Genomic DNA, 26,175 nt, shown 5'->3' on the forward strand with positions numbered 1-26,175 from the left:
TACGTTATTTGTTCTTATAGACGCATATTTCTATGAAAAGTTTTACATTGTTTGTTTGCAAAATAAAGAACTGCACGACCAATGTAAGTCTAATCTAACATCTGTGGTGCAGTTCTTTTTTCGTAACGCATAACTTCTTACTAAATCTTTTCGCGGCATTATCCACTTTAATCATGACATCATCCCTTTCTCAAATACTTTTTCACGATATCAATAATTTCATCATCCTTCTTGCCGAATGAACGAAGCGTCTCGATGCACTGATTAATACTCTTGGCTAAAGCCTCTTCACGTAGAGACACCAGCAGGCCATCATCACTGTGTTAATTTATTAATTCAGTAACACGATGGCAGTTTCAAAGTCAAAAGGCTAACATTCTTTTTTGAATGATCAACTTCATCTCTATTTCCATAATAAAAATAACCCCGGAACCATTCGGTTTCGAGGTTAAATGGTACTTCTATATGAGATTATGTCTACGCTGTGTCCACTTCAAGATTAGCTCTGCTTCTGGCTGTGGAATGTATGGCAGTGAAACTTTCATCTTGTTGTTGCCTGACGCAATTGCTAAGTTCACAGATGCAATATCTTTACGTTGTTGAAAAATAGTATGCGATAACTGCGACCACTGTACGCGGTCCTTCTTAATCAACGTAACTTTACGCGTAAACCCGCCATTCTGAATCGTAAGCTGCTTCTCTTCGAGCTTCCAGCTTGTAAGCTTATACTCCATGAGGCAGTAGATCAAGACGTAAATCGGAATAAGTACGGCAAACCATCCATACGATTTAGGCACGAAGACGATGATTGGCACGCACACCGCGATACTAATTAGTGTTGGTACTAGCAAGTAATATCGTAGTGACTTCTTCGATACCTTCTGCAAGTTTTCCGCTACATAATAATGGGTATAACCATTTAGGAATACCGGGACCTCCGCAATTCGCAAGATAGGATGAAGTACCATCGAACTCTCGGTATCCTTTTCCTTTCTATTACGTACAAACACCACTCTTACACATACATATCCGAAGAGTCGTTGCAGCGGGCTTTGAATGAGCTGTACACTCTGAATTCGCTTCTGCGCAATGGAAGTCTTCTTCTTCTCAAAAAGTCCTCGTTCTATTATAAGGTCCGTATCCTGCGCACTTAATTTGAATCCATAATCCCCGATCAACGTCCACAAGAACGACAAGACCGCGGATAACACAAGCAGAATAACTATGCTTAATACGATCCAATTATCTAATATCCACCCTGGAAGCAAGGAAACTAGATCAATGTCCCTGTCTTTCCTAACTTTATCCCATAATTTGAATGCACCACCCAACAAGACGAAGAAGATCAGACTGAATTTGGGAGATAACATACTATGTATGATCAGTTCTCTTGTCGTAATTTGAATTGATTTAACTGTACCTTCTTGCTGCTGTAGATTCTCGGAACTAGCTGATGGTTCTACATTCGCCGATACTGACTCTGTTTCCCTCGTTTGCTCATCCCCTGACGAGTCAACCGATTTTTTCGATAATACCGCTCGAATTCGTTCCGCTTCCTCTTGCCTGATACAGCTTAACTCCACACTTGAATCTTCTCCACCTGCCACTTCCATCGTAAGTGTAATCGTATTGAAAATCCGGTCATATGCACGAATCGTCGAATCAATCGAATGGAGCCGATCTGGTGTAATCCAGCGCTCCTTTTTCACCAATACGCCACTCTTGATGTAGATCGAGTTCTCATTAACCTGATAAGTGAAATTACGCCATTTTTTTCGTCCGATCAACACGAATATTCCAAGCAAGATGAAGGCAACCACGATAAACACTACAACTTGATTGACCTCATGCCCGAACCATTTCTTGATCCACAGTAGTCCTAGCGGAATAATCCAGATGTAGGATCTAGATTCTTTAAGCGCCATCACGACGAAATATAGAATAGAGACCGGATGTAAACGATTAGTATCCGTGCGCGAATCAGACATCATTATCACCGATCCTTGCAAGCTCGGCAATTCTTCTCCGCACATCTTCCGCTGCTTCCTCTGCTAACCCAGGTATTTCGTGACTACCCGCCGCGGTTGAGAAATTAATCGTGTACAAACCATATTTTCTAAGAATCGGTCCTTGTTTGGAATCAACATGTTGAATACGCACCATCGGGATTAACGTTCTTTTTTTGAAAATAAGCCCATGCCATAACTCCACCTCATGCTCGTGAATCGCATACTTCCAAGACTTGTACTTCCATTTCGGAACCACATTTATTTCAAACGGAATCGCGATGAATACCAATACCGCAGCTCCAACTGCATACCAGATCGGCCATTCAAACTTCAGTGACACAATAAAGAGTGCACTCACGATAATTGCCTCTACGAGAATAGTAATCCAACCCTCTAATATGCGCGCATTCATTATTTTGATATCTACATGCTGTAATTGATCTTCATTCATTTACGTTCACTTCCACTGTCTAAGTATAGTTATTGTGTCATATCTGCATCTAGCTTGATAATAAGCCCTAATAGTCCAATAAAGGACTTCGCTTGCTCCTCTGTTACGATACAACCAGCCAAATCCTCACGTTCTACGATAATTCCATCGAATTGGCATTGCGTTAGATCAATACCATCAAGCTTCGTTCCTGACAACGTCGCTTTCTCAATCAAGCAGCCCGATAAGACTACTTTATCCCATGTCGATTGATAGAAGTCTGCACGCGTGAGAATGCAATTCGTCATCACTGTCTTGTTTAACTTCGTGAACCGAAAAGTTGCATAATCCCCTAAGCAGTTCATAAACTGAACGTCTTTAAATCTGGACATCGTGAAGTCCGTTCCGACAATTTTACAATTACGGAATTCAACTCTTTGAAAAATACAATCCGAGAAGTTAAAATTTGACAGATCGCATTTATCAAAAATGACATCTGTTAACTCCGTATTCGTAAGACGTGAATCCGAAATCGTCACCTGATTAATAATCACTTGATCGAGCGTGACTTTGTCTGCTTCCAAGTATTCGAAATTAGTGTCTTCGATCCGTCCATGACGAAGTTCATCATTATCTCCAATCCCATATAGCATTTCCGATAAATCATGCAAATCAGCTGGAATTTTGGGAGATGTAATTTTAATTGAAATAGGAAGTCCCCCCTTTATACATTGGTTCACTAGATAGCATACCATATTCCTACGTGCAGGTTGGTATTTATCCATACCTACTCTTACGAATAGGTGGAATCCCAGGTTCTATGGCGTAGTTATACTTCCATAGATCCACTCTTATAAAATAATAAAAACGCTAAACCTCATACAGAGACTTAGCGTTTCCTTCCTAATCGTTAACTTTCCCGTCCAATTACTTTACTAACGACCATCATATACTTTTTACGATTTAGTGGGGATACCGTGCGGCGTTGCTTTTCAATCGGTATACCTTGCACCGACTGATACCCACCCGGTCTTGCAGTGAAGAACCCTTCCCCCACTGTAATCGACTTTAAGCTTCGCTTTAATTCTTCTGTCCTGCGAACTGGTATTGTGCCACGAATCAAACAGCCACTCGTCACCAACTGTGGCACTTCGATGCTTGCTTCAAGAGACGCAAGCATTGACATACACTTGCTTAAACTCGATTCAGGTATGAGCATCTCATACTGCTGATAAGGTTCATACACCCGCGTCCCTGCTTCATGAAGTGCATGCATCAAGACAAGCGGGACTAGATTACGAAAATCCGCCGCAGTCGTCACTGGACTTGCATATCCAGAATGCGTCAGTGTCACGACAATATCTGTTACAGGCCAACCTGACAACCCCTCTTGCAGCACCTCCATAACTTTCTCTTGTATCACTTTCTGAAACGTAAGTGGCAGTGAACCTAGCTCTACCTCAAGTCGATAAACAACTCCCGTCCCAAACTCACCCGGTTCCACACGAAAACCAATCGTAGCGTAGAACGGATTTGGTCGAATCCCCATAAACTCAGCGGCTGACCCTGTCGATAAGGGCTTTTCGATACACATAATTAATGGTTCTGAGAATTTCGCGCGAATCCCATAGTTCTCTGATAGGGTCGTTGCGATGATTTCCTGCTGCACTTCTCCAAACATGCGAATCGTCAACTCTTTGGTTACAGCATCTTGTGTAAATTGGATAAAAGGATCTTCAATTGCCAGATCCGAAAGCGCCTTAAATAGTAAATGTGTATCTTTACTATGCTCCGCAGACACTTGAATCTGAAGCGGAGGCTCGTGAAATGGAAAATGCTTGATCTTCGTACAATAGTGTCCGACAATATCGCCGACGTGCAGCTCCGTTCCACGCAATACGGCAATATCACCTGCATGGACAACATACGTTTCAATCATTTGTCCATCTAGAAGCATCTCTAGGTGATGGAGCTTGAATTGCCCCTCTTCTTGCTTTTCTCCACTTAGATAGGTGATCATTTTTTTAACAATGATGCGACCTTCATATATACGAACATAAGCAAGGCGCTCCCCATTCTCACTGTGCTTTACTTTGAATACAACACCGGTTAGTTGCTCCGATTGCGTAGGACTATTTTTCGGAAAATAGTGCCCGAGTGCTGTGATCACATCTTGTACACCTATGCCTTGAACAGCCGAACCAGCGAATAGTGGAAATGCCTTTCCACGAAGTGTTAATTCGCGTAACTCTTGATCCAGCCGTTCAACAGAGATGCTAGAATCACTCATGTAATCTGATAACAACGAATCATTGGATCGTGTTAATTGCTCAAGCCACGCTTCCCTATGATGGGATCCATGATGTTTTACTCGGACACAAGGTGACCCTTCTTCAAGCACCTCACACATTTCGTACACTTCTTCCGTAAGCAGTGATCGGATCTCTTCGACCACTCGGTTGTAGTTCGCACCCATACGATCAATCTTGTTGATGAAAAGAATAACCGGAGTCTGCGACTCCATAAGCGCGTTCATCAGCACCTTCGTCTGTGCTTGTACACCTTCAACCGCTGAGATCACTAGAATAACACCATCAAGTACACGCAATGCGTACTCCACTTCCGATATGAAGTCTGCGTGTCCAGGTGTATCGATTAAATTAATCTTTATGCCTTGTGTTGTAAAAGAAACTGCGGACGACTTCACCGTAATCCCACGTACTCGTTCAATGGCCAGTGAATCGGTCTGTGTCGTTCCTTGATCGACAGAGCCTACTTGTGTAATCGCTCCTGTCTCAAATAATATCCGCTCTGTTAATGTCGTCTTCCCTGCGTCAACATGTGCAAGTACCCCTATATTGATTGTTTCCATTTGTATATAACCTCATTTGTTTAGTCATTTGTTCGTACTCCTTTTGGAATTTCATATTATTTTTGCGCATAAAAACCGCCTCCATTTTTAATAAAGTTAGTTCTAGTATATCAGCTGGATTTACTTTCGATTGGGTAGAGTTTTTTTAGAAAACATCTTATACTCATTACCAAATCATTCCTAAGGAGTTGACAACATGTCTGAACAATCATTTTCCTATGAGGCTGAATCCCCGTGCCATTACCGGCGAGCGCTAGAGATAGTTGCGAGTAAGTGGACGGTTCTCGTCTTCTATGAATTAGAAAGCGGCACGAAGCGTTACAGCGATCTGAAACGAAGTATAGACTGTGTCACACAAAAAATGTTAACGCAGACACTTCGACAATTAGAACGAGATGGATTGGTACTACGTGTGGTGTACCCTACCATCCCGCCTACTGTCGAATACAGCCTAACACCGCTTGGTGTGTCGCTCATTGAACCGATGCGAACTCTCCATAAATGGACTGAAACTCATTATGACTCGGTTCTCGAAGCAAGACAGACCTTTGATCAAGCGAATGTAAATTAATTCATGGAAAATTAATGAAGTTCCCGCAACTCATCTCGGATCAGATCATACACATCATGACCTTCCTCAAACACATCCGTTAGTGCATAGAACAAATGAATCATTCCGTCATACCGTTTAGAAGACACCTTTATTCCTTGATCACTTAACAACTTCCCATAAGCCTCACCCTCATCACGAAGTGGATCAAATTCAGCTGTAATGATCAGTGCTGGAGCTACTCCGTCTACCTTCCCATATATCGGAGAAACAAGCGGATTAGCTCTATTCGTATTCAATTCAAAATAATGATCTGCGCAATAATCAAGCAATGCTTGATCGAGGAAATAACCAGATGCATACGTCTGCCTAGATTCATAAATGCCATTCCAGTCCATCAGAGGACAGATTAGGATTTGACATGCAATCGATGGAACACCATCCAAACCTGCGTGTTGAGCGACTATAGCCGCCAAATTACCACCTACACTCTCCCCTGCAACAACGATTCGATTTGGATCAATTCGAAGTTCACTTGCTTGCTCACTTACCCATTTCGTAGCGAATAATGCTTCATCCACGGGTACGGGGAACTTATACTCTGGGGCTAAGTGATAATCTACGGATGCGACTACACACCCCGTAGCTGTTGCAAGCTTGCTGCACATCGGATCGTAATGCTCGATTCGGTTAAATACGAATCCTCCTCCGTGGAAGAATACGAGTACAGGTAAGTTTGATTCTTCAGTTGGTCGATATAAGCGTACTTTAAATTCGCCATGTGGACCCTCTAGGTTATAATCTTTAACACTCGCTAGCTGGAAGTTATCCGAAATCGCATTCGCAACGACTACCTTTCTTAGCTCTTCTGGGATCATAGTGTGCAGTGGTGGAAATTTAGCGATATCCGCTAAGAATAACTTTGTACTTGCTGGCATTGTAAGCTTTGTCATATTGTTTCCCTTCTCTCTTCTTCGTTTGTTATTGGCTATGAGAAAAGCTTACTGTAAGTTTTTAATTTGCGTAAGAAGGCACTATTAAGTGGCTTACATACTCCAAAGTGGCGTGAAGAATGAGGTGCCAGTATCTAATGGGTTGCTAAAATTATTAACTTTCTAAATATTCATTGACAGGAATATTCTTTATATAGTATATTCAATTCATGAGCAAGACAAACAAATACATAATAATAAATTGGAGGAATCAATAATGGTAAATTCATTTCAAGCAAGTCATACTGCACAAATCGTAGGTCGTGAACTAATTGTAAGTCGCCTGTTCCAAGCGCCTCGCGAGTTAGTCTTCTCCACTTGGACGAATCCAGAACATCTACCGCAGTGGTGGGGACCAAGTGAGTTTACGATCACAACACAAGAGATCAATGTTCGTGAAGGCGGCGTATGGAACTATATTATGCATGGTCCAGATGGCGTTGATTATGATAACCAGATCACTTATCACCAAGTTGTCAGCCCAGAAATAATTGAATATTCACATGGAGAGAGTAACGATCCAGAACAATTCCGTGTATTCGTTACATTCGAAGATCAAGACGGTCATACTGCGCTTACGATGCGTTCAATCTTCAGATCAGCTGAAGAACTTGAATTTGTCGCACGTGAATATGGTGCTGTTGAAGCTTCGAAATCTACACTTGATCGCTTGGAGCAACATATTCAAAGTCTTGGGTAATTTTCATTATGTATGGTTGAAAGGGCATGATCGACAGGATCGTGCTCTTTTTTTTTGTAGATTGGAAGAATGGGGAGATGATATGATCGATATGGCTCCGTCTAAAATATTTTCTAAATATTCTAATTTATTTATTTACAAACCGATGGTTGGTATATATAATAAAACTAATTCAACATTCCGAATGGAGGTAACTCGATGAAACAAGAAGAACGCAGGCAACAAACAACCCAACTACTACTCGATACAACGAAATCGCTCATTCATGAAAAAGGTTGCGAAGCCATCACGATGAAAGACCTGATGGAACGATCCGGGTTGTCCAAAGGGGCTATCTTCCACTACATCAAGAGCAAAGATGAGATCTTCGCATGGGTACTGCAAGATCGATTAGAAGAGACGAATCGACAATTCATTGGCGAAGTTGCCGTTAATCCAAACTTTACTGGACCGATGCAGCGAATCGCTGATCGGTTTACAGAACTCACAAATCCGGAGGACATTACGAACAAAGTACTGATGTATCTGCTTGGTAAAGAAGAACAACCATTAGTTGCTGATGCGCTTAGGCAATACTACGAACGCTCTGTTATACTCTCCAAAGAGTGGATTACAACTGGGCAACAAGCTGGTGTCATCCCTGATTCTATCGATGCCGATCAAGTAGCGGAAATGTTCGTTCTACTAACAACAGGTTTGCGAGTTCGATCAACAATTCCCACTTCCCTTCCACCACTGAGTACACATGCCTTGACTGCCTTGATGACAGCGAGCTTAATTGGCAAATAAACGAAGGATAAATATCTAAAACATGTATCAAAAATCCATTATCCATAAGGAGTGTTATCCATGATCCCTTTTTACGCGTTAGTCGTTTCTTATGTAATATTTAGAGGACTTGGTTTAGTTGGACTATCCTACTTCGATCAGTGGCAGACTCCCTTACAAGCTGCGGTCGCCATTATGTTACTTCTTACAGCATCCGCCCACTGGGGAGCGAAGAAGACTGACCTCGTACGGATGGTTCCTCCTATTTTCAAAAAAGCAGAATGGATCGTGACCCTAACAGGTGTACTCGAAATTGCTGGTGCAATCGGCATCCTTATCCCTTCCACTTCTAAACTTGCTTCGATCTGTTTATTGGTGCTGCTTATCGCAATGTTCCCTGCCAACATCCGTGCGGCACGAGAGAATTTAACTATCGGTGGCAGACCAACCCCTAAGCTTTTCGTCCGATCTATTCTCCATCTTGTTTTCCTCACTGCAATCTTCTTCGCAGGTTAACACCAACACAGATATATTCTCTCCAGCCAAACATTTCCGAGTAAAAGGATGTCATAACAAAACCCTGAACAGAGAATTGTTCAGGGTTTTACATTATTTAATGAGATTAAGTAAATAAGAAGGATGATATAACCCAGTTGGTTCATAGAACTCGTCATGCCAGTACACAAATCCTAATTTCTCTAGTAAATTGCGCGATGCTTGGTTGTTTGGATTATGGCCAGCGAAGAGTTGTTTGGCTTGTAATGTACGGGGCGCATAGGCAATCACAGCTTCTGCTGCCTCTCTTGCATAACCCACTCCCCAATAGGTACTCTTAAGATGGAAACCAATCGCATAGATTCCTTCATCTAGATTGTAAGGACGAAAACCGCAGCAGCCAACATGAGCGAAGGATTCTTTTTCAAAAATAGGCCAGTATTGGACTTGGTGCTTTGCTTGATTATCGATCTCTAGTTGCAGACGCGCTTGGATTTGCTCAGATGTGAATATGCCTGTGCTTGATATGTATTTCGTTACAAGTGGCTCTCCCCATAGAGAATAAGCTAAATCTAGATCCGCTTCTTCCCAATTTGAGAAACCAAGCCTTGCTGTTGTTAAGAAAAAGTTTCTCACGTTGCGCTCCTTAGGTTTAATCGCCAATTATTACACTTCATCCAGTTGCCTTTTGGATACTCGAAGTCACTTTCAGCGATGAATTTAAAGTTCAGCTTGCGGCATAGCGCATTTGATCCTGGATTGTTCGTAGACGGAAAGGCATGCAAATAAATATGATTCCCCTCTGCTCTTGCACTTGCGATAGCTGCGAGTGTTGCTTCATATGCGATCCCTTGCCCCTGATATTCAGGCAGTACACCCCAACCCATTTCATAGATTGGCTCAGTATCAAACTCGCTCTCCCAATACCCAACATTCCCAACTTGGACAGATTCGGGCATGAGTTCAATACTGAACATTCTACCTGTTCCTTTAACAGAAATAGCGCTATATCGCTTGTTACGACTTACGACCTGCTCTTCAGTCTCCACACCCCCAAGGTGCTCCAGCATTTCAGGGATGTTCAATTGATGCAATAGATCAAGATTCGATTCAACCCACGGTTTGATCTGTACTTCACGTTTAAGCATATGAAGCAGCACTCCTTCGATTTCCTAAATTACCCCAATTATAACAAGAACATTCGTTCTAGTTCAACTTGTTATTTGAATAGACTGCTTTTTTTCCACAAGGTAGCCTTTAACTAATAACATAGCCCCTAAGAATACCGCACCAGCCGCACCAATTAGTACGACATTATAGTCTTCTGTAAACGAGGCGATCACCCCAGCTATAGTTGGTCCAAGCATCTGACCTGCAGCATACACTGTCGTTAAATAACCGATGATCTGACCACTACTCGATGGATACTTGAGTCTTGCCCACGTATTCGTTAGTGTCGTGATTCCCATAAAGGTCGAACCGAACAACAATGCACTCATGACGAGACCTACTGTTGTATTCCAGAAAGCAGGAATCGCAATACCAACAGCTTGAATGAGCATCGCCACAATGTACAGTTTCACGTATCCATACTTCTTACCCCATACTGACCATAAGAAACAAGAAGGAATCGCCGCCAGCCCTACGATACTCCATACCATTGATGCTTGCCCGCCGAATGCACCGGTCTTCGCTGCAATTGATACGATGAATGTACCGGTTACGATGTAACCTAGCCCCTCTAAGCCATACGCTATTATGATCCATGGGAATGCGCGATTCTTAGTTGTAAGAGTAGTTGCTGCGCTTGGCTGTGCGGCAATAGCTTTATATTCAAGTTCCGCTGAATCATCCTTCAACCACATCCATACGAAGATGACAAGAACGATTGCTATTCCTGCAAGCCCGATCCATGCCCCTTCCCATGCAAAGAGATCACTTAATTTCGGTATAATTAATCCCGTTAATAATATGCCAGCGCCTACACCACCGTAGAAAATTCCTGACAAATTCGTCTTCCCTCTTGCAGCCAATTTATCTAATACAATACTCGAAGCAACCACGAATACGAACGCACTCGCAACACCAGAAAAGAAGCGAAGCGTATACCACAAGACATAAGAATCCACGAAGCCCATGCTTGCAGTCGTTAGAATACTGCCCCCTAGACTCATACGCAGTGCCAGCGTTCTAGAATGCTTAATCGGAAAAATTCCCGTTATTATCGCTCCGAACAGGTACCCTGCATAATTACTTGTCGCAAAGTATCCTGCAATCGCATTGGAGAAGGATAGATCGTGCTGCATGAGTGGCAAGATGGGTGTGTAGGCAAATCTTCCAATCCCCATTGCAATCATAAGTGAGAATATTCCCCCAATTAGGAACGGAAAATTACTTTTCTCCAAAGCATTTCACCTCATTAAATAGTTATAATCTCATTATTATAACTTAATTCACACCGAACTGACGAGCCTTTACTTCCATTGATTGTTCCAGCCGTGCTCTCAGACCAGTTAACCATTCGGGTTCATTCGCCCACTTTTCACTCATTGCATGCAGCGTACGAACATAACCATATAAATTGTTGAATTGACGGCAAACAGAAAGTAGTTCCTCCCAATTATACGGTAACGCATACTCGGAGCGATAACCTTCTAGGAAGATCGCCTTCTTCGCCTCATACACTTCTTCTGCAACAACATCATGCAAGCTATCCAGTGACTGCTCTACATCCATCACATACCAGTGGTACATGGAATCATCGAAATCAATCGCATTACATCCACCCGTCCCCTGATCATAGAATACATTATCGAATTCAAAATCATAATGAATCAAGCCATAATTGATATTATTTTTGTTAAAAGAACTCAGCTTCGCAAGCACCAGCTCACACTCCTGCATGGCTGTTGTTTCTTGTGGGAAGTCCTTAAGCACTTCTTTCATCCACGCAATAACATCCTCATGTGTCCACCTGCGATGTTGCTCTGGCTTATATTCACCCGATAACTGATGTAGCTTACCTAGCGCTTTCCCGTAACTTAGCATCACTTCATCACTTAGATCCGTACGATTTAATTGTGTTCCACGCACTCGCTTGAATACCGATGCCACATATGTACCCCAAGGCGTCTCCACTTCAATTAACTCTTCACCTTGCTTCGTCTCTGTTGTCTCTAACACTCCATAACCACGATCACGCAAGTAAGCGATGAACGCTAGTTCTGCCTTCACGTTCTCCGACTTCTTCTCTTCAATCGGTGCAAATCGCAGCAGGTGTATCTTCCCGTCTATTCGAAATGGATAGATCGCATTCGACGAGATTCGGTAATACTGGAACATCTCCACCGACTCTTCATCGAACTCCCAGTTCCGTAGAATCATCATGGCTAACTCTTCATTATTGAACAAATATTTTAACTTTAACATGGGCATACAGCTCCTTGAAATTTGGATTGTTTATCATTCTTCGCTTTTTGAGAACGCAAAAAGACCGCAAGGTCATAACCTGCGGTCCTGTTATTAGCTATTAGAGCAGCTGGATGCATACGCAAACAAAGCCCTATTTTTACTAAAACTTAGGAAAACATGTACCTTCGCAACTGGCAGACCTCAAGCGCCTGCCTCACCTATTTAGTTCGTAATCACCATCATATTAGTAGTTGTTGTCATATTAACTCGGCGTTTCATGCCGCTCACTCCCTTCAAATGCAAGTTATTTCCATTATCAGATATATTATTTGAAAAGTCAATTATTAATCTAATGAAATTCGATATACATCCAAATTAGCATTTAATCGCTTTGAATAATTCGGTTTGCTCTTTAATCCCTTTCTCAGCTGCGAATCGTTCAATGCTGGAAGCACCGAAGAAGCCTGCGATTCCTTCTGTCTTCGACATGACATAAGCAGCATCATCTGGTTCTGCAATTGGGCCGCCGTGGCAAATCACCATGATATCCGGATTCACTTCTTTTCCAGCACGGATAATGGCTTCAATACGCTCTACACAATCATCGAGAGTCAGAGCCGTCTTCGCTCCAATCGTCCCTTTAGTTGTCAATCCCATATGTGCAACGAGGATATCCGCTCCAGCTGCTGCCATTGCTCTTGCTTGCTCTGGATCAAATACGTAAGGAGTCGTGAGCATGTCCAGCTCATGTGCGATTCGGATCATCTCAACTTCCAGATCATAGCCCATGCCTGTTTCTTCGAGATTCTGTCTGAATACCCCATCAATCAATCCAACAGTCGGGAAGTTCTGTACGCCGCTGAATCCTTGGTCTTTCAACTGCTTCAAGTACACTTCCATCACACGAAAAGGATCTGTCCCGCACACTCCTGCAAGTACTGGGGTATCCTTCACCACAGGTAAAACCTCATAACCCATCTCAACAACAATTTGATTCGCATCCCCATAGGATAACAGCCCTGCGAGTGAACCTCTCCCTGCCATTCTGTATCTGCCTGAGTTGTACACTATTAACATATCTGCTCCACCAGCTTCACTGCTCTTGGCTGTAATTCCTGTCCCTGCTCCTACTCCTAGTAAGATTTGTCCATTATGAACTTGCTCTTTAAAGGTAGCTACAATTTCTAATCTTGTCTGTTTGTTCATCTGAAATTCCTCCCTAATACAATTCATACCGACTATCTATCATTTAGTTACTCATTAAATCAATTAGCTTCTGTGCTGCGGCTTCCGCAAACTGTACATCATTTATCGCACAATCCATCTCAATGAGTTCAACCACATTACGATTAATTCCATTTCTTAATGTATCGAACAATACCTGATCTTCCTCTGGTCCATAGAAGGCTTCACCCTTCACATCAATGCCAGAAATCCCTTGGAGCGGCAGGATTAAAGCGGTCTTTTCCTTCGCTAAATTGAGCTTCTCCACTAGCTTGTTCCCAATTAATCGGTTTTCTTCAACTGTCGTTCGCATCAGCGTGACCGTCGGATTATGCTTGTAAAATGTATGTCCCGCAAATTGTGGAGGGATCGTATCATATGGCCCAAAGTTACACATGTCCAGCGCACCTACAGATACTACTTGTGGTATATGATTGCGACCGGCTGCCTCCAAGCGATGCGGCCCTGCATTTAGCACACCGCCAATAATTTCATCGGCCCATTCCGTTGTTGTAAGATCAAGTACCCCTTCGATAAATCCAGCTTCAATGAGTGCTTCCATCGTTCTGCCACCGATTCCTGTCGCATGAAACACTAGCACCTCATACCCTCTTGCTTCTAGGTAGTTGCGAGCTGCTGTTACACATGGCGTTGTTACACCGAACATTGTTGCCGCAATTAAGGGCTTCTTCTCAATCACCTGCGTATTCTCAAATTTCACCATTCCTGCAATCGCAAATGCAGCATTCGCAAAGATTTGAGTTGAAATCGAGTTAAGCCCCGCTACATCAACAATCGATGGCATCATAACAATATCACTTGTACCAACGTAAGGTGCTGTGTTCCCTGACGCAACTGTCGATACCATCACTTTAGGAACGCCAATTGGCAATGCACGCATCCCCGGTGTCACAAGTGACGTTCCGCCTGTCCCTCCGAAGGAAATAATTCCATCAAATTTGCCTTGCTTATATAATTCAGGTACGAGCTTCTCCATCCCACGAGATAAGACTTCAGTTGCTAGGGCTCTATCCTTCTTCTCAGCGAGCGTCAACATATCCACACCTGCTGCTGCGGCTACTTCATGATTGGATACATCGGGTGTAAATGAAGGTTCGAATACACCGGTATGGATCGTAAATGTACCAAGTCCCAAGCTTTTGATTAATTGTTGAATATAGAGGTACTCCTCACCTTTTGTGTCAAATGTCCCTGCTATTGCAATTGTTTTCATTGGTTTAACCTCACTTTCATAAAAAAAAGTATGATTAACTACTACTTAATCATACCGCTGCGGTCCCTCTATGAAAACGCTTTAATGTCTCCTGTTTTTGTGTTTATGTTAGATTTGTATTGCTTCGGTGTACAACCCTTGTATTTTTTAAACATTTTACTAAACTGTGCATAATCCTGATAACCAACAAGCGGCGCGAGCTCGGATAGCTGAATCGGTTCTCGATCTAAGATCTCTGCTGCCTTGTCCATTCGATATTGCACCAGGTACGTTTGGAAGCTGCAGCCCACCTTTTTCGTAAATAAGCTGCTTAAATAACTTCGAGATACATGCGCGACCTTCGCCAGATCGATAAATGAGATTTCATTGCTATAATTGTGTGCCACGTATTCTTTCACGAATTCAACGTAGTCATAATGCTTCGTCACGCCATCTAACATTTTGACCATAAGATCATCTTCATTTAGTTTTCCTGTCACTTTAAATGCCTTCGTGATGTTCGTGATCGACTTCTCCGATGGAATCCGCTCAAAAGCAGAACCCCCGATATACCCATTAAGATCCGTATTGTTGCTGTACATGTATTGCACATCGATAGGGGTTTTGACAGGTCCACCGTATACGAGTTTTATTACATGAGGATTTAGTCGATTACAGACATCGAATATCCGACTTGCTTGAACCTTGGCCGACTCTAACGATAGAACTTTTCTTGCACCCAGTAATCCCCCTTCGGTTAGACCCAGATGAACACAGATCACGTCTGCACCCGCCTCGATCATCTGAGCTGCTTGTCCTTCATGAAACACAAAGGCAACTGTTTACAAGTCTTGTTCTCGGGCAATGCGAATCGCATCAACTTCATAGGAATAGAGATTCCCATCTTCTTGCAATGCTTCACCAAATTGACCATCTATTAATCCAACTGTCGGGTAATTGTTAATACCCGCGAAACCTCGAGCTTTAATTTCACGAATGTAAGCGGCCATATCTTTCGTTGGGTCAGTTGCATTCAAGCCAAACAGAATCGGGATGTCCTTCACAAGCGGAATTATTTCTCTTGAAGCAAAGTCCATCACCATCTCATTACTATTGCAAAATGGTAAAAATCCAGCAAGCGAGCTTCTTCCCATCTGTCGAAATCTCCCTGAGTTTAGCATCAGAATAAAATCGGCCCCACCTTGCTTCGCATACTTAGCTGTGATCCCCGCACCTGTCGCTACGCCAATAATATGATTACCTGCCGAGAGCTGATCTTGTAACTGACATAGAATTTCTTCTCTTGTCTTCATTATGATCCCCCTTACCCTGCTTGTATTCGGCCGTTGTATGATTACTTCCAATGTATACTGAACAGCCAAACCTTGCAAACCTAATGAATGAACTAACTTTTTTAGAACGAAATAAAACCAAGGTCATGTCCAGTCATGTCCAAGCATATCCATAAGTAATAGTATCAGGTAGGGGGGCATGGTATATGAGTGTGATATTGCTAAATGGATTATTCACCGTTCTGACGTTATGGGTAGCAGGATTTGTCGGGACGTTTCGTAAGGACTTAACTAAAATGGCTGGGATGATGGCAGCGATGGCAATCGGTATGACCGTTGGACTAGCACTTGGTAGTCTGTTCACGATCTGGTTACCGGGGCAATTCTATCAATCGACGATTACTAGTATGCTTATAGGTGGGCTGGCTGGAGCGATTATTGGAGTGCCAATTAGTCTAATGGCTGTTCTCGATGGACTATTGTCTGGCATTATGAGCGGAATGATGGGAACGATGCTCATGGTGATGATCCCCGCTCCTTACGTGGATAGTGCAGTTAAATTCATAGCCATCTTATGCAGTGGCATCATCTTCCTGCTCTATATCATGTTGTTAGGTGAAGTCGGAGCCTATCGATTAAAACTTAAATCTACACTTCTATCCAAGCCGATCTCGATGTTTCTTGTTATAGCTGTATCGCTGGCTTTCGCCTTACAAATGCCAACTGCTAGAGGGAATTCGGAGCTCAAGGCTGAGCAGTCTCAGAATCATTCAGGGCATAGTCAGCATCAAGGCGATTCATCGCAACTTACTGATTCCAATGTTCCGAATGTGCCGGAACTGATCGTGAAGGCGCAAGAGTTTTCTTTTACACCCTCTACGATCAATATGAAAAAGAACGAAAAAATCAAAATCACGCTCGATAACACAGGTGCTGTCGAACATGATTTTGAAATCATCGGGACCAACATCCACATTCATGCAGCTCCAGGCAAAAAAAACAGCCTCATCGTCAGTTTCGATCAGACTGGTTACTACCAAGTGGTCTGTACGTTACCTGGGCATGAAGAGGCTGGTATGAGTGCCTTTATTCAAGTTAGTTAATAATATTAATTATCTTCAAGATTTACCCGATCAATCTCCGCGTAGATCTGAGTTGCTTTTTCCAATTTCGCAAGTGTAGCGGAATCGTGGCTCGAGCACATATACTTCACATCACATGTGCCATGCACACTTAACATACCTGACTTCTCCAGCTCTTGCTTCAGCTTCTTCACAGTACCGTTACTTCCATCAATAATTTGAATGTGGTCAGGCACGAGTTGCTTGATCACATTCTTGTAAAAAGGATAGTGCGTGCAACCAAGTACAATCGTTCCGTAGTTTGCGAGATCATAAATCGCAAGCTGCTCTTGCAAATATTGTGTTGCTTCTTCGATCTCTAGGCGTTCGCAATATCCAACTAAGTCCGTGAGCGGCAGCGAATCGACGATATGCTGATCATCTACTCGCGTCACGAGATCGGTATATTTGGATTGACTTAGAGTTAAGGGGGTTGCAAATACAAGTACCCGTTTGCCACTTGCACGATTCATCTCTACTGCAGGCTTTACCGCAGGCTCAAGTCCGATGATTGGCACCTGATACTCATTTCGTAAATCCGCTACCGCTATACTTGTTGCCGTATTGCATGCAATAACGACTGCTTTCACTTCTTCTTGCATAATATCGTCAATGGCTGTTTTCACATAAAATTTCACTTCATCCTTGCTCTTTGTTCCATATGGAACGTGCAGGTTATCTGCATAATAGATATAGTCTTCGCGCGGTAATTGCTTCATTGCCTCGGTCATAACCGTAATACCGCCGATTCCTGAATCAAAGAATGCTATTCTCATCTCTGTCACCTTGTTTTCTATTGAAGTCGCGCATCTATTCACTGACATCAATATACGCGTAATAGCGATTGAAGTCCAGACTCAATTTTGCAAATTTCGCATGGGAATGTTCCCATTTTTCCGATAATTAACCCCATCATTTCAACACATTTAACTTGTATACTTGATGCCACATCTTCTATTCACTTAACGAAGGGGTTGCAACGTGAAGAAAAACATCCTATGGACAAGCGTTCTACTTGGTATATCAGCTTTTCTGCTCATTTGTGTATTCGCTTTCCAAGAACCTAAAGGTGAAGCGCAAGAACAAGAACAAGTCGTACAATCCATCGAAACTCGTTATGGTATCGAAAAAGATTGGCAGCTCAACGGTGAGAACAATCTGTATTGGACGAAATTAGATGAAGGCACGTTAACCGAAAGAACAACAGGTGTAGTCCTTACGGACACCGACTGTGAACAAGATGCCAAAGGTGTAAGTGAATGCAACAACATCATCCGACTTGCGAATAACGAAGAAATTACTGTCATTAACATCCATAACATGGCGAAGCACCCTTGCTTTGCACCGGGACAGCAAGTTAACGTCATCCCAACTGAAAATGATGAGTGGATGCTGCTCAGTAAGATCTAATGCTGACTCCCCATTTTTTGAAAGGAGGTGAAACCAGTGAAATTAAAAGTCTTCTTCGTAATGTGCGTCGCTGTGTTAACACTCGGTATCGGTACTGCCGCTTATGCAATCGATGCAATGCCGCATTCTTTCAAACAAATGTTACCATTCATGAAAGAGATGCATCCAGAGATGAATGAAGCTGAACTTGAGCAGATGTACAACAGCTGCCATGATAAGCAGAATAACACGAAATCTCGTATGCACAATGATGAGAAAAGCAACAACATGAAATCCCGTATGCATCAAGATGGACAAGGTCATATGAAATCCCATATGAATATGTAACGTGAAAAAGTGACTCCTAAGGAGTCACTTTTTGTATGTGTAGCGATTCAATTGTTTAATTTATATCATAACTTTCCCAAGAAATGTGCGTATAATCTCATGTCTGTATTTACGAGTTATGGAGGTCATGTCATGAAAAAATTCATACTGGGTTTCATTTGTGGAATTGGTTTAACAGCTACAACAGCCGCATATGCTGTATCTTCCGATATCATTCAAGCCCAACTCTTTCCCGTCGATATCGAAATCAATGGAGTAAGTAAGAAACTTGGCAGTGAGTATGTTGTTCTCAATTACATGGATCATGCTTACGTCCCCGTCCGATTCTTAGCTGAAAATTTAGGGTTAGGTGTACGTTATGTAGACAGCATTCCATTAGGCAAATACATCTCCATCGAAAATGAACCCCTGCAAGCAGATGAACTGACGAAAAAAGTCTGGGACATTAAGTTCCGTTTATCCATAGGTCAAGATCAATCATACGTGAAAGAGCTTCTAGGTAATCCATCTGCTGAAAGAACCGATGATGACTTTCAACAACCCGCTTGGCGTTATGATATTGTTCCGACCAATGGTTATCAGTTTGATGCAATTGCCATCGACACCCTCGGACTAGAAACTCACAAAGTTGGCGCTCAGCTTATTATCAACTGGAACAAAGACGATAAAATTGATCGCATTCAGCTTATGTACAGTTTCCCAAAGACCAATCAAATTCTCCTGTACTTGCTGAATCCTGATGGTACAACGAATGAGGCTGCTTATGAATAAGCCTTCTACGCTTCTATGATATTTGCTCCGCTATTTCCCAAGCATGTCCTGCAGGATCAGTAAATGCAGCTGTTCGCACACCCCATGGTCGGTTAATTGGACCGTTAAGCAAGTCTACACCACGCTTTGCCAATTCTTCACACACGGTATCCACGTTGTCCACTCGAATCGTAAGTAGAAAGCGCGAGCCAACGTCACTTGTTGCCTCCGTTCTGGGTTCTACAAGCTCATGGGATTCACTTATATCCAAGAGATTCATGCTCATATTCCCGAAGTTATATACCGATGAAACTTCATCTTCATACACAGCTTGGAATCCGAATACTTCCTTATAGAACGCCTTCACATTCTGCAAATCCTCAACAAACAGTGTAATGACATCCACATTCATAGATCCTAAACTTATCATTCGATACAACTCCTTTGAAATGAACAATAATTCCAATCATTGTAACATCCATTTCAATTATTGGAAATAACAAGGAAATCTACCTCGAACTCCGTACCCACTCCAACTTCAGTACTGACTCGAATATCTCCACCAAGGAGTTCAACTAGCTTTTTCACGATAGCAAGTCCAAGTCCTGTACCTCCGAACTGTCTAGATCGCGATTTCTCCACCCGATAGAACCTCTCAAATATATACGGGAGCTCTTCCGAAGGGATACCTATACCTGTATCTTCAATCTTGAAAGTCACTTTGTCTTCATTCCCATATAACTTGACACGAATCTCACCTTCCGGCGTGTAGCGAATACTATTTTCCAACAAATTAAGGATGATTTGCTCGATGCGCACGCCGTCACCATAGACGAGTGGGATGCTGACTGATCGATCCATTTCGAAGAAAAGTTCTATCGGCTTTTCTTTGGCTTTGAGTTCAACTTTACGAACGGCTTGCTCAACGATCGGCTCCAGATCAACCTGCTCCATTACAAGATGGAAACGCCCTTCTTCCATTCTTGCAAGTTCAAATAGATCTTTGACTAGATGCTCCATTCGCACCGCTTCTTGTTCAATGATCTCCAAGTAACTGTCCTTCTCTTCTTCCGTCTCATACATCTTGTGCTTGACCACATTCGCATAGCCCTTCAAATACGTAATCGGTGTGCGCAGTTCATGGGAAATATTCGCGAAAAACTCTTGGCGTGTGTCTCGGTACCGCTGAAGATCAACCGCCAGATCGTTAATTGCCCCCGCTAGATCGCCGATTTCATCTTTACTGCGAATTTCAAGTCGTGTCTCCAGCTCACCAACCGCGATACGCTGTGTAGCTTTTTGCATTTGTAACAACGGTCGAGATAAGATTTTCGCAACGAACCATGTAATTCCAAATGCAAGTAAGAACGCCCCAATGCCCGCTACTAGTAAGATTTGTCGAATCGCAGTAAGCGACTCATCCATATGCTGCGTGGACGCCATTACGTAGATGGCAGATGTGATCACACCTTCTCGCTGAATGGGTTGACCAATAACTACATATCGATTCCCTGAAGGGTCATGATGCTCCGTACTAATGCTTTTTCCAGTAAAAATCTTCTGTACATCTTCATTCTTAATGAAACTATGATCCGTTACGAGGTGTTCACCAGAATGCATGACAATACTGCCATCCGATTTCAAATAAAACACACTCACATTCGAAAAATCCGCAAACGTCTGCATCATATCTTCCGATGTTTTGTCCGACATCTCCGCCATAGTTGCAAAGTGTGTCGTCAAATCCGTCAATTCTGTTTCCATATCTTTGGAGTAGAAATTAGTAAACAATTGATAGATCGTAATACCCAGTGACAAGATTACAACTAAGAATACCGATATGATAATAAGTCCGATCTTCATCCCTATCCGGTTATTGTTCATGCAGTGCCACCTTGCACATGAAATTTATACCCGACTCCCCATACCGTTTGAATCGGATTGTACGTGAGTCCCGCTCTCGATAATTTCTCACGAATATTCTTCACATGAGTATCGATCACTCGGGAATCCCCTTCGTAATCGAAGCCCCATAGCTGTTCCACCAATTCTTCTCGTGCATAAGCCCTTTGGGTGTTCTGAGCGAGAATGAGCATTAGATCGAATTCTTTAGGTGTGAAATCAACTGCTTTCTCACAAATATAGATATCACGTGCATCTGGCACTATTCGGATGTTTGGAAAATGTATCTTTGTCTGCGGCACCGCTGTCACTTGTCTCAAATTAGAACGACGAAGCAAGGATAACACCCGCGCTACAAGCTCTTCCGGTTCGAACGGCTTCGTCAAATAATCGTCAGCCCCAAGTCCAAGTCCCGCTACTTTATCCTTCGTCTCTGAACGTGCGGTTAGCATTAAGATCGGTATATTGCTATCGGATTTACGAATGGTCTTACATACTTCCCAACCATCCATCCCTGGCATCATCACATCTAAGATCATCATGTCAAAAGCTTGTGCCTTCATCATCGATAGCGCCTCATAACCATTGGCTGCTTCGAAGGTTGTAAAGCCTTCTTTTTTTAAATAAATACGAATTAAGTTTCGCATGTTCCATTCATCATCTACAATCAGTACACGTTGCTCGGTCATATCAACAATCACCTGCTTCTATTCTTTTCATATACACCTATTATACAAAAACTCCTGCTGACAACCTACATCAACAGGAGTTTCATGTGTTACATCTTTATTGTATTACTCAGGCTTATTAGGAACAGTTGGATCTGGTTTGTATTCCTTGGTGTAGTCACTGTAATGCACTTCGCTCATCATACCTGTCGAAGCATGGTGTAGATCGTGACAGTGGAACATCCAATCCCCTGGATTATCTGCTTTAAATGCGATGACATACGTCTCGCCTGGTTTCACATTTAAAGTATCTTTAATGACCGGCGCACCTGTTAGAGGCTGCCCATTCTTGCTGATAACTTGGAAGAAGTGACCGTGTAAATGCATCGGGTGATCATCTTTCGGCGATTTGTTCACGAATGTAACTTTCACCTTCTCCCCTTTTTTCACCTTAATCGGATCGGTATCAGGGAAGATTTTATCATTGATCGTGTAAACCATTTCATTACCCTTCATCGCCGTGTTCAAGTTCATCATCACTTCTTGATCGAACTTCTGATCAACTGAGAACTTCGTCTGCGATTGTTTACCATAGCTTGCAAGATCGAACTCTGGCAGCTTCTCCGCCATGTTGGATTGATCTGTTTGCTTCGTTGAACCTTCATATTGAATAACAGCACGCATATTCTTCATCCGGTCTTCTGTGCCATGCTCTTCTAGTAGCCAAGAACCTGGATTGTTAGCCGTAAATTCAATATCGTAACGCTCACCCGGTGCAATAGCAATAGCTTGATCTTGGATAACTGCTGGACTGTTTACTGGTTGACCGTCTAATGCGATCACCTTGAACTCATGACCGTGAAGGTGCATTTTGTGCGTAATATAACCTGCATTAATGAGGCGAATACGTACTTTATCACCTTCTTTAATTACCAATTTGTCGATAGCATCGCCAGACTTTCCATTGATCGTATACATATCGTACATACTCATATCGTGCTCTGCCATGTTCATGCCGCTGTGATCGTCGGCTTTGGCTTCTTTGCTAGCATCTTTACTTGCGTCCTTGTTACTTTCCATCTTACTGTGGTCCATGCCTGCCATGTTGCCCATATCATGACCACTTGCTGCTTTTGGAGATTCTTTCGGCGCATCAGATGCTTTCGCTTTGTCAGTACCCATGTCCATGGAACCCATACTCATCCACTCATCTAGCACTAATGTATAGTCACGGTCAAATTTCTCATTCGGATCTTCAACAATTAGGGAACCGTAAAGCCCTTTGTCTAATTGATTCACACTATCTTGATGAGAGTGATACCAGTACGTACCCGGAATTGTTGCTTTAAATTCATAAGTAAAAGATTTACCTTTCACAACAGCGTCCTGCGTCATGCCCGGAATGCCATCCATCGTGTTCGGAACAGGATAACCGTGCCAGTGAATGGAAACAGGATCATCAAGTTCATTCTTAAGTACGACTTTAATTGTATCCCCTACTTTTGCACGGATTTGAGGACCTGGTACAGAATTGTTGAACGTCCATACTGGCATCATTTTGCCATCGGCAGCTGTCATGTTGCTTGCTTGTGCAGTAATTGTGATTTCCTTGCTGGCATCCAGCACAGGTGTTGGCACGACCATTTTCATATTACCATGACCGCTACTTGCTGCAGTTGCATTCGGACTTGGACTTGCCATATCCATACCCGGCATGTTGCTATGATCCATTCCTGCCATATCCTTCTTCCCTAAGCATCCTGTTGTAACGACAGCAAGTGCACCTAATAGCACGATACTCTTTATCCATTTATTGTTCATCATTATTCCTCCATACCCCGGGGGTGTATTCATTAATCTGAATCTTACTTTAAAACAGAAATATGGAGAAATTATGTGGTTTATAAAATAAGAATTATTATCGATAATATTACATTCCAAGATGTGTACAGTATGTGATAAAGCACATAACAAACGCCGTATATATGGAGGAACTACTCATGGATAACAAATGGAACATCATTAAAGAAAACTGGGATCAGTGGGTAAATAAGTGATACCCTATATAAAATGGAATATTAATCCGGTTGCAACTCTGCCTCAATGCATCGTAATCAAAGCGATTAAAACTAAAAATGGATAGAACACTCAGAGATCATCTGAATTCTATCCATTTCTGAACTTACTATTAAAATTAACGACTCTCGCTTACACGCGCATAAGCTTCTTCAACCGTAAGTGATTCTTTCTCACCCTTGCTGCGCTCTACAAATTCAACCATACCTTCTGCAGCACCCTTACCGATAACGATACGATATGGAATTCCGATCAAATCTGCGTCCTTGAACTTCACACCAGCACGCTCGTCACGATCATCAATTAGCACTTCCACACCATTTGCAAGAAGACGCTCATAAAGATCGTTCGCGATCTGCATCTGAGTCTCGTCTTTCACAGAGATTGGGATGAGATGAACTTGGTAAGGAGCAAGCGCCTTCGGCCATACGATACCAAATTCATCATTGTGCTGCTCAATCACCGCAGACAGGATACGGGAGATTCCAATGCCGTAACAACCCATAATCATATGCTGACTTCTGCCGTTCGAATCAAGGAATGTTGCGCCAAGCGACTCACTGTACTTCGTACCAAGCTTGAACACATGCCCCATCTCAATACCTCTGTACAATTTGAAAATACCTTCGGCACAGCGCGGACACGCATCTCCTTCATTCACATTGCGGAAATCGCCAATATGTTCAAGTGCAAAGTCACGACCAGGCTGCACATGACGGATATGATGATCCACTTCTCCTGCTCCCGCAATGCCACTTACCATCTGTGCTACCGCACGATCAACTAGAACAGGGATCGTAAGTCCTGTTGGTCCAACGAATCCAGCTGCTACTCCTGCGGATTGTTCCACAGTTGCATAGTCTGCAATAGCAATATCAATCGCACCTAAGTAGTTCTTAACCTTAATTTCATTAACCTCATGATCACCGCGTACAACAACAGCAACGACTTGCTCATCCGCTTTGAAAATAAGAGTTTTCATCAATTCCGATGCTGTAACGCCAAGCGACTCTACTAGCTGATCAATCGACTTCAGATCCGGTGTGTGGAACTTTTCAATTGCAGGCACATGCACATCAGCGGCATTAGCCACGTCAAACTTCTCCGCTCTAGGCTCTGCTTTCTCCATATTCGCTGCATACTCACAGCATGTACAAGCAGCAATTGTATCTTCACCAATATCAGCAAGCGCCATGAACTCATGGGTACCGCCTTCTCCACCGATTGCACCTGGATCTGCCTCGACTGCACGGAAGTTAATGCCACAACGTTCGAAGATGCGATGGTATGCGTTGAACATTTTCATATAAGACTCGTGAAGTCCTTCTAGATCCATATCGAACGAATACGCATCCTTCATTAAGAACTCTCTGCCACGTAGTAATCCATAACGTGGACGACGCTCATCACGGAATTTCGTCTGAATCTGATACAGAGTCATCGGTAATCTGCGATAAGAACTAACTTCGTTACGGACAAGTGTTGTAATAACTTCTTCATGTGTTGGTCCAAGTGCGAACTCACGATCATGACGGTCTTTCAAGCGAATTAGCTCTGGGCCGTATACCGCATATCTGCCTGATTCCTGCCACAACTCAGCTGGCTGCATCGCTGGCATTAATAGCTCTTGCGCTCCTGCACGATCCATCTCTTGACGAACAATTTCTTCTACCTTACGCAATACGCGACGACCTAGTGGCAAATACGAGTAAATACCAGCCGCTAGTTGACGAATGAAACCTGCACGCAGCATGAGTTTATGACTGACAACATCCGCATCAGCAGGTGCTTCCCGCAGTGTGGATAACAATAATTGATTTTGACGCATATGAATCTAACCCCCTCGATTTGTTCAAAAGAAAACAAAAAGACACATCCGTCAGGGACGAATGTGTCGTGATACCACCCTAGTTCGACTGCACCGCAAGTATATGCACAGTCCTCAATCTGATAACGGCAGAAACC

General features: G+C 42.8%; 26 protein-coding genes and 1 pseudogene. 8 read left to right on the forward strand and 19 right to left on the reverse strand.

Features of this window, described 5'->3' with window-relative positions; all coding sequences use genetic code 11:
* Positions 1–461: 461 nt before the first annotated feature.
* The 4 genes from NV379_RS16870 to NV379_RS16885 all read right to left on the reverse strand — a co-directional run bounded on the left by NV379_RS16870 (position 462) and on the right by NV379_RS16885 (position 5,311).
* The gene (locus NV379_RS16870) at positions 462–1,988 is read right to left on the reverse strand and encodes a PH domain-containing protein (RefSeq protein WP_258208502.1); all 1,527 of its coding nucleotides are present in this window, start codon (positions 1,986–1,988) and stop codon (positions 462–464) included.
* Positions 1,981–2,460 carry a PH domain-containing protein gene (locus NV379_RS16875; RefSeq protein ID WP_258208503.1) on the reverse strand — a complete coding sequence of 160 codons (480 nt, stop codon included), beginning with the start codon at positions 2,458–2,460 and terminating at the stop codon, positions 1,981–1,983. Before NV379_RS16875 ends, NV379_RS16870 begins: the two co-directional genes overlap by 8 nt.
* Positions 2,461–2,489: 29 nt before the next feature.
* On the reverse strand, positions 2,490–3,224 hold the full coding sequence (locus NV379_RS16880) for a pentapeptide repeat-containing protein (protein ID WP_258208504.1): 735 nt from the start codon (positions 3,222–3,224) through the stop codon (positions 2,490–2,492).
* Positions 3,225–3,349: 125 nt separating this feature from the next.
* A complete protein-coding gene (locus tag NV379_RS16885) occupies positions 3,350–5,311 on the reverse strand; it encodes an elongation factor G (RefSeq protein WP_258208505.1) in 1,962 nt (653 codons plus the stop codon).
* Positions 5,312–5,507: 196 nt separating this feature from the next.
* On the opposite strand from NV379_RS16885, the gene NV379_RS16890 reads away from it, so the two are divergent.
* Complete coding sequence (locus NV379_RS16890) at positions 5,508–5,882, forward strand: winged helix-turn-helix transcriptional regulator (protein WP_258208506.1); 375 nt, start codon at positions 5,508–5,510, stop codon at positions 5,880–5,882.
* An 11-nt stretch (positions 5,883–5,893) separates the two neighbouring features.
* Here NV379_RS16890 and NV379_RS16895 read toward each other — a convergent pair whose 3' ends face one another.
* Positions 5,894–6,814, reverse strand: a complete 921-nt coding sequence (locus NV379_RS16895; RefSeq protein WP_258208507.1) for an alpha/beta hydrolase — start codon at positions 6,812–6,814, stop codon at positions 5,894–5,896.
* A 256-nt stretch (positions 6,815–7,070) separates the two neighbouring features.
* Between NV379_RS16895 and NV379_RS16900 the strand changes: the two genes are divergently transcribed.
* The 3 genes from NV379_RS16900 to NV379_RS16910 all read left to right on the forward strand — a co-directional run bounded on the left by NV379_RS16900 (position 7,071) and on the right by NV379_RS16910 (position 8,837).
* Entirely contained in the window at positions 7,071–7,553 is a 483-nt protein-coding gene (locus tag NV379_RS16900; protein WP_258208508.1) for an SRPBCC family protein, read from the forward strand.
* 198 nt (positions 7,554–7,751) lie between these two features.
* Positions 7,752–8,342 carry a TetR/AcrR family transcriptional regulator gene (locus NV379_RS16905; protein ID WP_258208509.1) on the forward strand — a complete coding sequence of 197 codons (591 nt, stop codon included), beginning with the start codon at positions 7,752–7,754 and terminating at the stop codon, positions 8,340–8,342.
* Between the two features lie 60 nt (positions 8,343–8,402).
* On the forward strand, positions 8,403–8,837 hold the full coding sequence (locus NV379_RS16910; RefSeq protein WP_258208510.1) for a DoxX family protein: 435 nt from the start codon (positions 8,403–8,405) through the stop codon (positions 8,835–8,837).
* Positions 8,838–8,930: 93 nt separating this feature from the next.
* On the opposite strand, the gene NV379_RS16915 is transcribed toward NV379_RS16910, so the two are convergent.
* The 8 genes and pseudogenes from NV379_RS16915 to NV379_RS16950 form a co-directional block, all read right to left on the reverse strand.
* The gene (locus NV379_RS16915) at positions 8,931–9,452 is read right to left on the reverse strand and encodes a GNAT family N-acetyltransferase (RefSeq protein ID WP_258208511.1); all 522 of its coding nucleotides are present in this window, start codon (positions 9,450–9,452) and stop codon (positions 8,931–8,933) included.
* Entirely contained in the window at positions 9,449–9,964 is a 516-nt protein-coding gene (locus NV379_RS16920; RefSeq protein WP_258208512.1) for a GNAT family N-acetyltransferase, read from the reverse strand. Before NV379_RS16920 ends, NV379_RS16915 begins: the two co-directional genes overlap by 4 nt.
* Before the next feature lie 63 nt (positions 9,965–10,027).
* Positions 10,028–11,221 (reverse strand): YbfB/YjiJ family MFS transporter, encoded by a 1,194-nt coding sequence (locus NV379_RS16925; protein ID WP_258208513.1) that lies wholly within the window; start codon positions 11,219–11,221, stop codon positions 10,028–10,030.
* Between the two features lie 43 nt (positions 11,222–11,264).
* Entirely contained in the window at positions 11,265–12,245 is a 981-nt protein-coding gene (locus NV379_RS16930; protein WP_258208514.1) for a phosphotransferase enzyme family protein, read from the reverse strand.
* A gap of 357 nt (positions 12,246–12,602) precedes the next feature.
* Positions 12,603–13,433: a phosphoenolpyruvate hydrolase family protein gene (locus NV379_RS16935; protein ID WP_258208515.1), complete on the reverse strand. Its 831-nt coding sequence runs from the start codon at positions 13,431–13,433 to the stop codon at positions 12,603–12,605.
* Positions 13,434–13,476: 43 nt separating this feature from the next.
* Complete coding sequence (locus NV379_RS16940; protein WP_258208516.1) at positions 13,477–14,685, reverse strand: Tm-1-like ATP-binding domain-containing protein; 1,209 nt, start codon at positions 14,683–14,685, stop codon at positions 13,477–13,479.
* A gap of 68 nt (positions 14,686–14,753) precedes the next feature.
* Positions 14,754–15,134: a helix-turn-helix domain-containing protein gene (locus tag NV379_RS16945; RefSeq protein WP_308860304.1), complete on the reverse strand. Its 381-nt coding sequence runs from the start codon at positions 15,132–15,134 to the stop codon at positions 14,754–14,756.
* Between the two features lie 42 nt (positions 15,135–15,176).
* Positions 15,177–15,977 (reverse strand): annotated as a pseudogene (locus tag NV379_RS16950) (phosphoenolpyruvate hydrolase family protein); the annotation flags it as partial.
* A 185-nt stretch (positions 15,978–16,162) separates the two neighbouring features.
* Between NV379_RS16950 and NV379_RS16955 the strand changes: the two are divergent.
* On the forward strand, positions 16,163–17,059 hold the full coding sequence (locus NV379_RS16955) for a cupredoxin domain-containing protein (protein ID WP_258208517.1): 897 nt from the start codon (positions 16,163–16,165) through the stop codon (positions 17,057–17,059).
* A 5-nt stretch (positions 17,060–17,064) separates the two neighbouring features.
* Here the strand turns inward: NV379_RS16955 and murI are convergent, their stop codons facing one another.
* Positions 17,065–17,853, reverse strand: a complete 789-nt coding sequence (gene murI / locus NV379_RS16960; RefSeq protein ID WP_258208518.1) for a glutamate racemase — start codon at positions 17,851–17,853, stop codon at positions 17,065–17,067.
* 205 nt (positions 17,854–18,058) lie between these two features.
* On the opposite strand from murI, the gene NV379_RS16965 reads away from it, so the two are divergent.
* From NV379_RS16965 to NV379_RS16975, 3 genes are all read left to right on the forward strand, one after another.
* Positions 18,059–18,487, forward strand: a complete 429-nt coding sequence (locus NV379_RS16965; RefSeq protein ID WP_258208519.1) for a hypothetical protein — start codon at positions 18,059–18,061, stop codon at positions 18,485–18,487.
* 36 nt (positions 18,488–18,523) lie between these two features.
* Complete coding sequence (locus tag NV379_RS16970; protein WP_258208520.1) at positions 18,524–18,814, forward strand: hypothetical protein; 291 nt, start codon at positions 18,524–18,526, stop codon at positions 18,812–18,814.
* 132 nt (positions 18,815–18,946) lie between these two features.
* Positions 18,947–19,585, forward strand: a complete 639-nt coding sequence (locus NV379_RS16975; RefSeq protein ID WP_258208521.1) for a stalk domain-containing protein — start codon at positions 18,947–18,949, stop codon at positions 19,583–19,585.
* A 13-nt stretch (positions 19,586–19,598) separates the two neighbouring features.
* Here the strand turns inward: NV379_RS16975 and NV379_RS16980 are convergent, their stop codons facing one another.
* The 5 genes from NV379_RS16980 to NV379_RS17000 all read right to left on the reverse strand — a co-directional run bounded on the left by NV379_RS16980 (position 19,599) and on the right by NV379_RS17000 (position 26,038).
* Positions 19,599–19,994, reverse strand: a complete 396-nt coding sequence (locus NV379_RS16980) for a VOC family protein (protein ID WP_258208522.1) — start codon at positions 19,992–19,994, stop codon at positions 19,599–19,601.
* A gap of 53 nt (positions 19,995–20,047) precedes the next feature.
* On the reverse strand, positions 20,048–21,448 hold the full coding sequence (locus tag NV379_RS16985; protein ID WP_258208523.1) for a sensor histidine kinase: 1,401 nt from the start codon (positions 21,446–21,448) through the stop codon (positions 20,048–20,050).
* Positions 21,445–22,155 carry a response regulator transcription factor gene (locus tag NV379_RS16990; RefSeq protein WP_258208524.1) on the reverse strand — a complete coding sequence of 237 codons (711 nt, stop codon included), beginning with the start codon at positions 22,153–22,155 and terminating at the stop codon, positions 21,445–21,447. Before NV379_RS16990 ends, NV379_RS16985 begins: the two co-directional genes overlap by 4 nt.
* A 105-nt stretch (positions 22,156–22,260) precedes the next feature.
* The gene (locus NV379_RS16995; protein WP_258208525.1) at positions 22,261–23,955 is read right to left on the reverse strand and encodes a multicopper oxidase family protein; all 1,695 of its coding nucleotides are present in this window, start codon (positions 23,953–23,955) and stop codon (positions 22,261–22,263) included.
* A 373-nt stretch (positions 23,956–24,328) separates the two neighbouring features.
* Entirely contained in the window at positions 24,329–26,038 is a 1,710-nt protein-coding gene (locus NV379_RS17000; protein WP_258208526.1) for a proline--tRNA ligase, read from the reverse strand.
* Between the last annotated feature and the right edge of the window lie 137 nt (positions 26,039–26,175).

It is taken from the genome of Paenibacillus radicibacter, assembly GCF_024721995.1.
In the GTDB taxonomy this organism is placed as follows: Bacteria; Bacillota; Bacilli; order Paenibacillales; family NBRC-103111; genus Paenibacillus_AM; species Paenibacillus_AM radicibacter.

Bases quoted from the DNA above. Each gene is read 5' to 3' on its own strand.
- NV379_RS16940 (WP_258208516.1), bottom strand. From the start codon at position 14,685: ATGAAAACAATTGCAATAGCAGGGACATTTGACACAAAAGGTGAGGAG.
- NV379_RS16910 (WP_258208510.1), top strand. From the start codon at position 8,403: ATGATCCCTTTTTACGCGTTAGTCGTTTCTTATGTAATATTTAGAGGA.
- NV379_RS16955 (WP_258208517.1), top strand. From the start codon at position 16,163: ATGAGTGTGATATTGCTAAATGGATTATTCACCGTTCTGACGTTATGG.
- NV379_RS16935 (WP_258208515.1), bottom strand. From the start codon at position 13,433: ATGAACAAACAGACAAGATTAGAAATTGTAGCTACCTTTAAAGAGCAA.
- NV379_RS16985 (WP_258208523.1), bottom strand. From the start codon at position 21,448: ATGAACAATAACCGGATAGGGATGAAGATCGGACTTATTATCATATCG.
- NV379_RS16900 (WP_258208508.1), top strand. From the start codon at position 7,071: ATGGTAAATTCATTTCAAGCAAGTCATACTGCACAAATCGTAGGTCGT.
- NV379_RS16980 (WP_258208522.1), bottom strand. From the start codon at position 19,994: ATGATAAGTTTAGGATCTATGAATGTGGATGTCATTACACTGTTTGTT.
- NV379_RS16895 (WP_258208507.1), bottom strand. From the start codon at position 6,814: ATGACAAAGCTTACAATGCCAGCAAGTACAAAGTTATTCTTAGCGGAT.
- NV379_RS16870 (WP_258208502.1), bottom strand. From the start codon at position 1,988: ATGTCTGATTCGCGCACGGATACTAATCGTTTACATCCGGTCTCTATT.
- NV379_RS16930 (WP_258208514.1), bottom strand. From the start codon at position 12,245: ATGTTAAAGTTAAAATATTTGTTCAATAATGAAGAGTTAGCCATGATG.
- NV379_RS16995 (WP_258208525.1), bottom strand. From the start codon at position 23,955: ATGAACAATAAATGGATAAAGAGTATCGTGCTATTAGGTGCACTTGCT.
- NV379_RS16945 (WP_308860304.1), bottom strand. From the start codon at position 15,134: ATGGTCAAAATGTTAGATGGCGTGACGAAGCATTATGACTACGTTGAA.
- NV379_RS16990 (WP_258208524.1), bottom strand. From the start codon at position 22,155: ATGACCGAGCAACGTGTACTGATTGTAGATGATGAATGGAACATGCGA.
- NV379_RS16905 (WP_258208509.1), top strand. From the start codon at position 7,752: ATGAAACAAGAAGAACGCAGGCAACAAACAACCCAACTACTACTCGAT.
- NV379_RS16875 (WP_258208503.1), bottom strand. From the start codon at position 2,460: ATGAATGAAGATCAATTACAGCATGTAGATATCAAAATAATGAATGCG.
- NV379_RS16885 (WP_258208505.1), bottom strand. From the start codon at position 5,311: ATGGAAACAATCAATATAGGGGTACTTGCACATGTTGACGCAGGGAAG.
- NV379_RS16920 (WP_258208512.1), bottom strand. From the start codon at position 9,964: ATGCTTAAACGTGAAGTACAGATCAAACCGTGGGTTGAATCGAATCTT.
- NV379_RS16975 (WP_258208521.1), top strand. From the start codon at position 18,947: ATGAAAAAATTCATACTGGGTTTCATTTGTGGAATTGGTTTAACAGCT.
- NV379_RS16880 (WP_258208504.1), bottom strand. From the start codon at position 3,224: ATGGATAAATACCAACCTGCACGTAGGAATATGGTATGCTATCTAGTG.
- murI (WP_258208518.1), bottom strand. From the start codon at position 17,853: ATGAGAATAGCATTCTTTGATTCAGGAATCGGCGGTATTACGGTTATG.
- NV379_RS17000 (WP_258208526.1), bottom strand. From the start codon at position 26,038: ATGCGTCAAAATCAATTATTGTTATCCACACTGCGGGAAGCACCTGCT.
- NV379_RS16890 (WP_258208506.1), top strand. From the start codon at position 5,508: ATGTCTGAACAATCATTTTCCTATGAGGCTGAATCCCCGTGCCATTAC.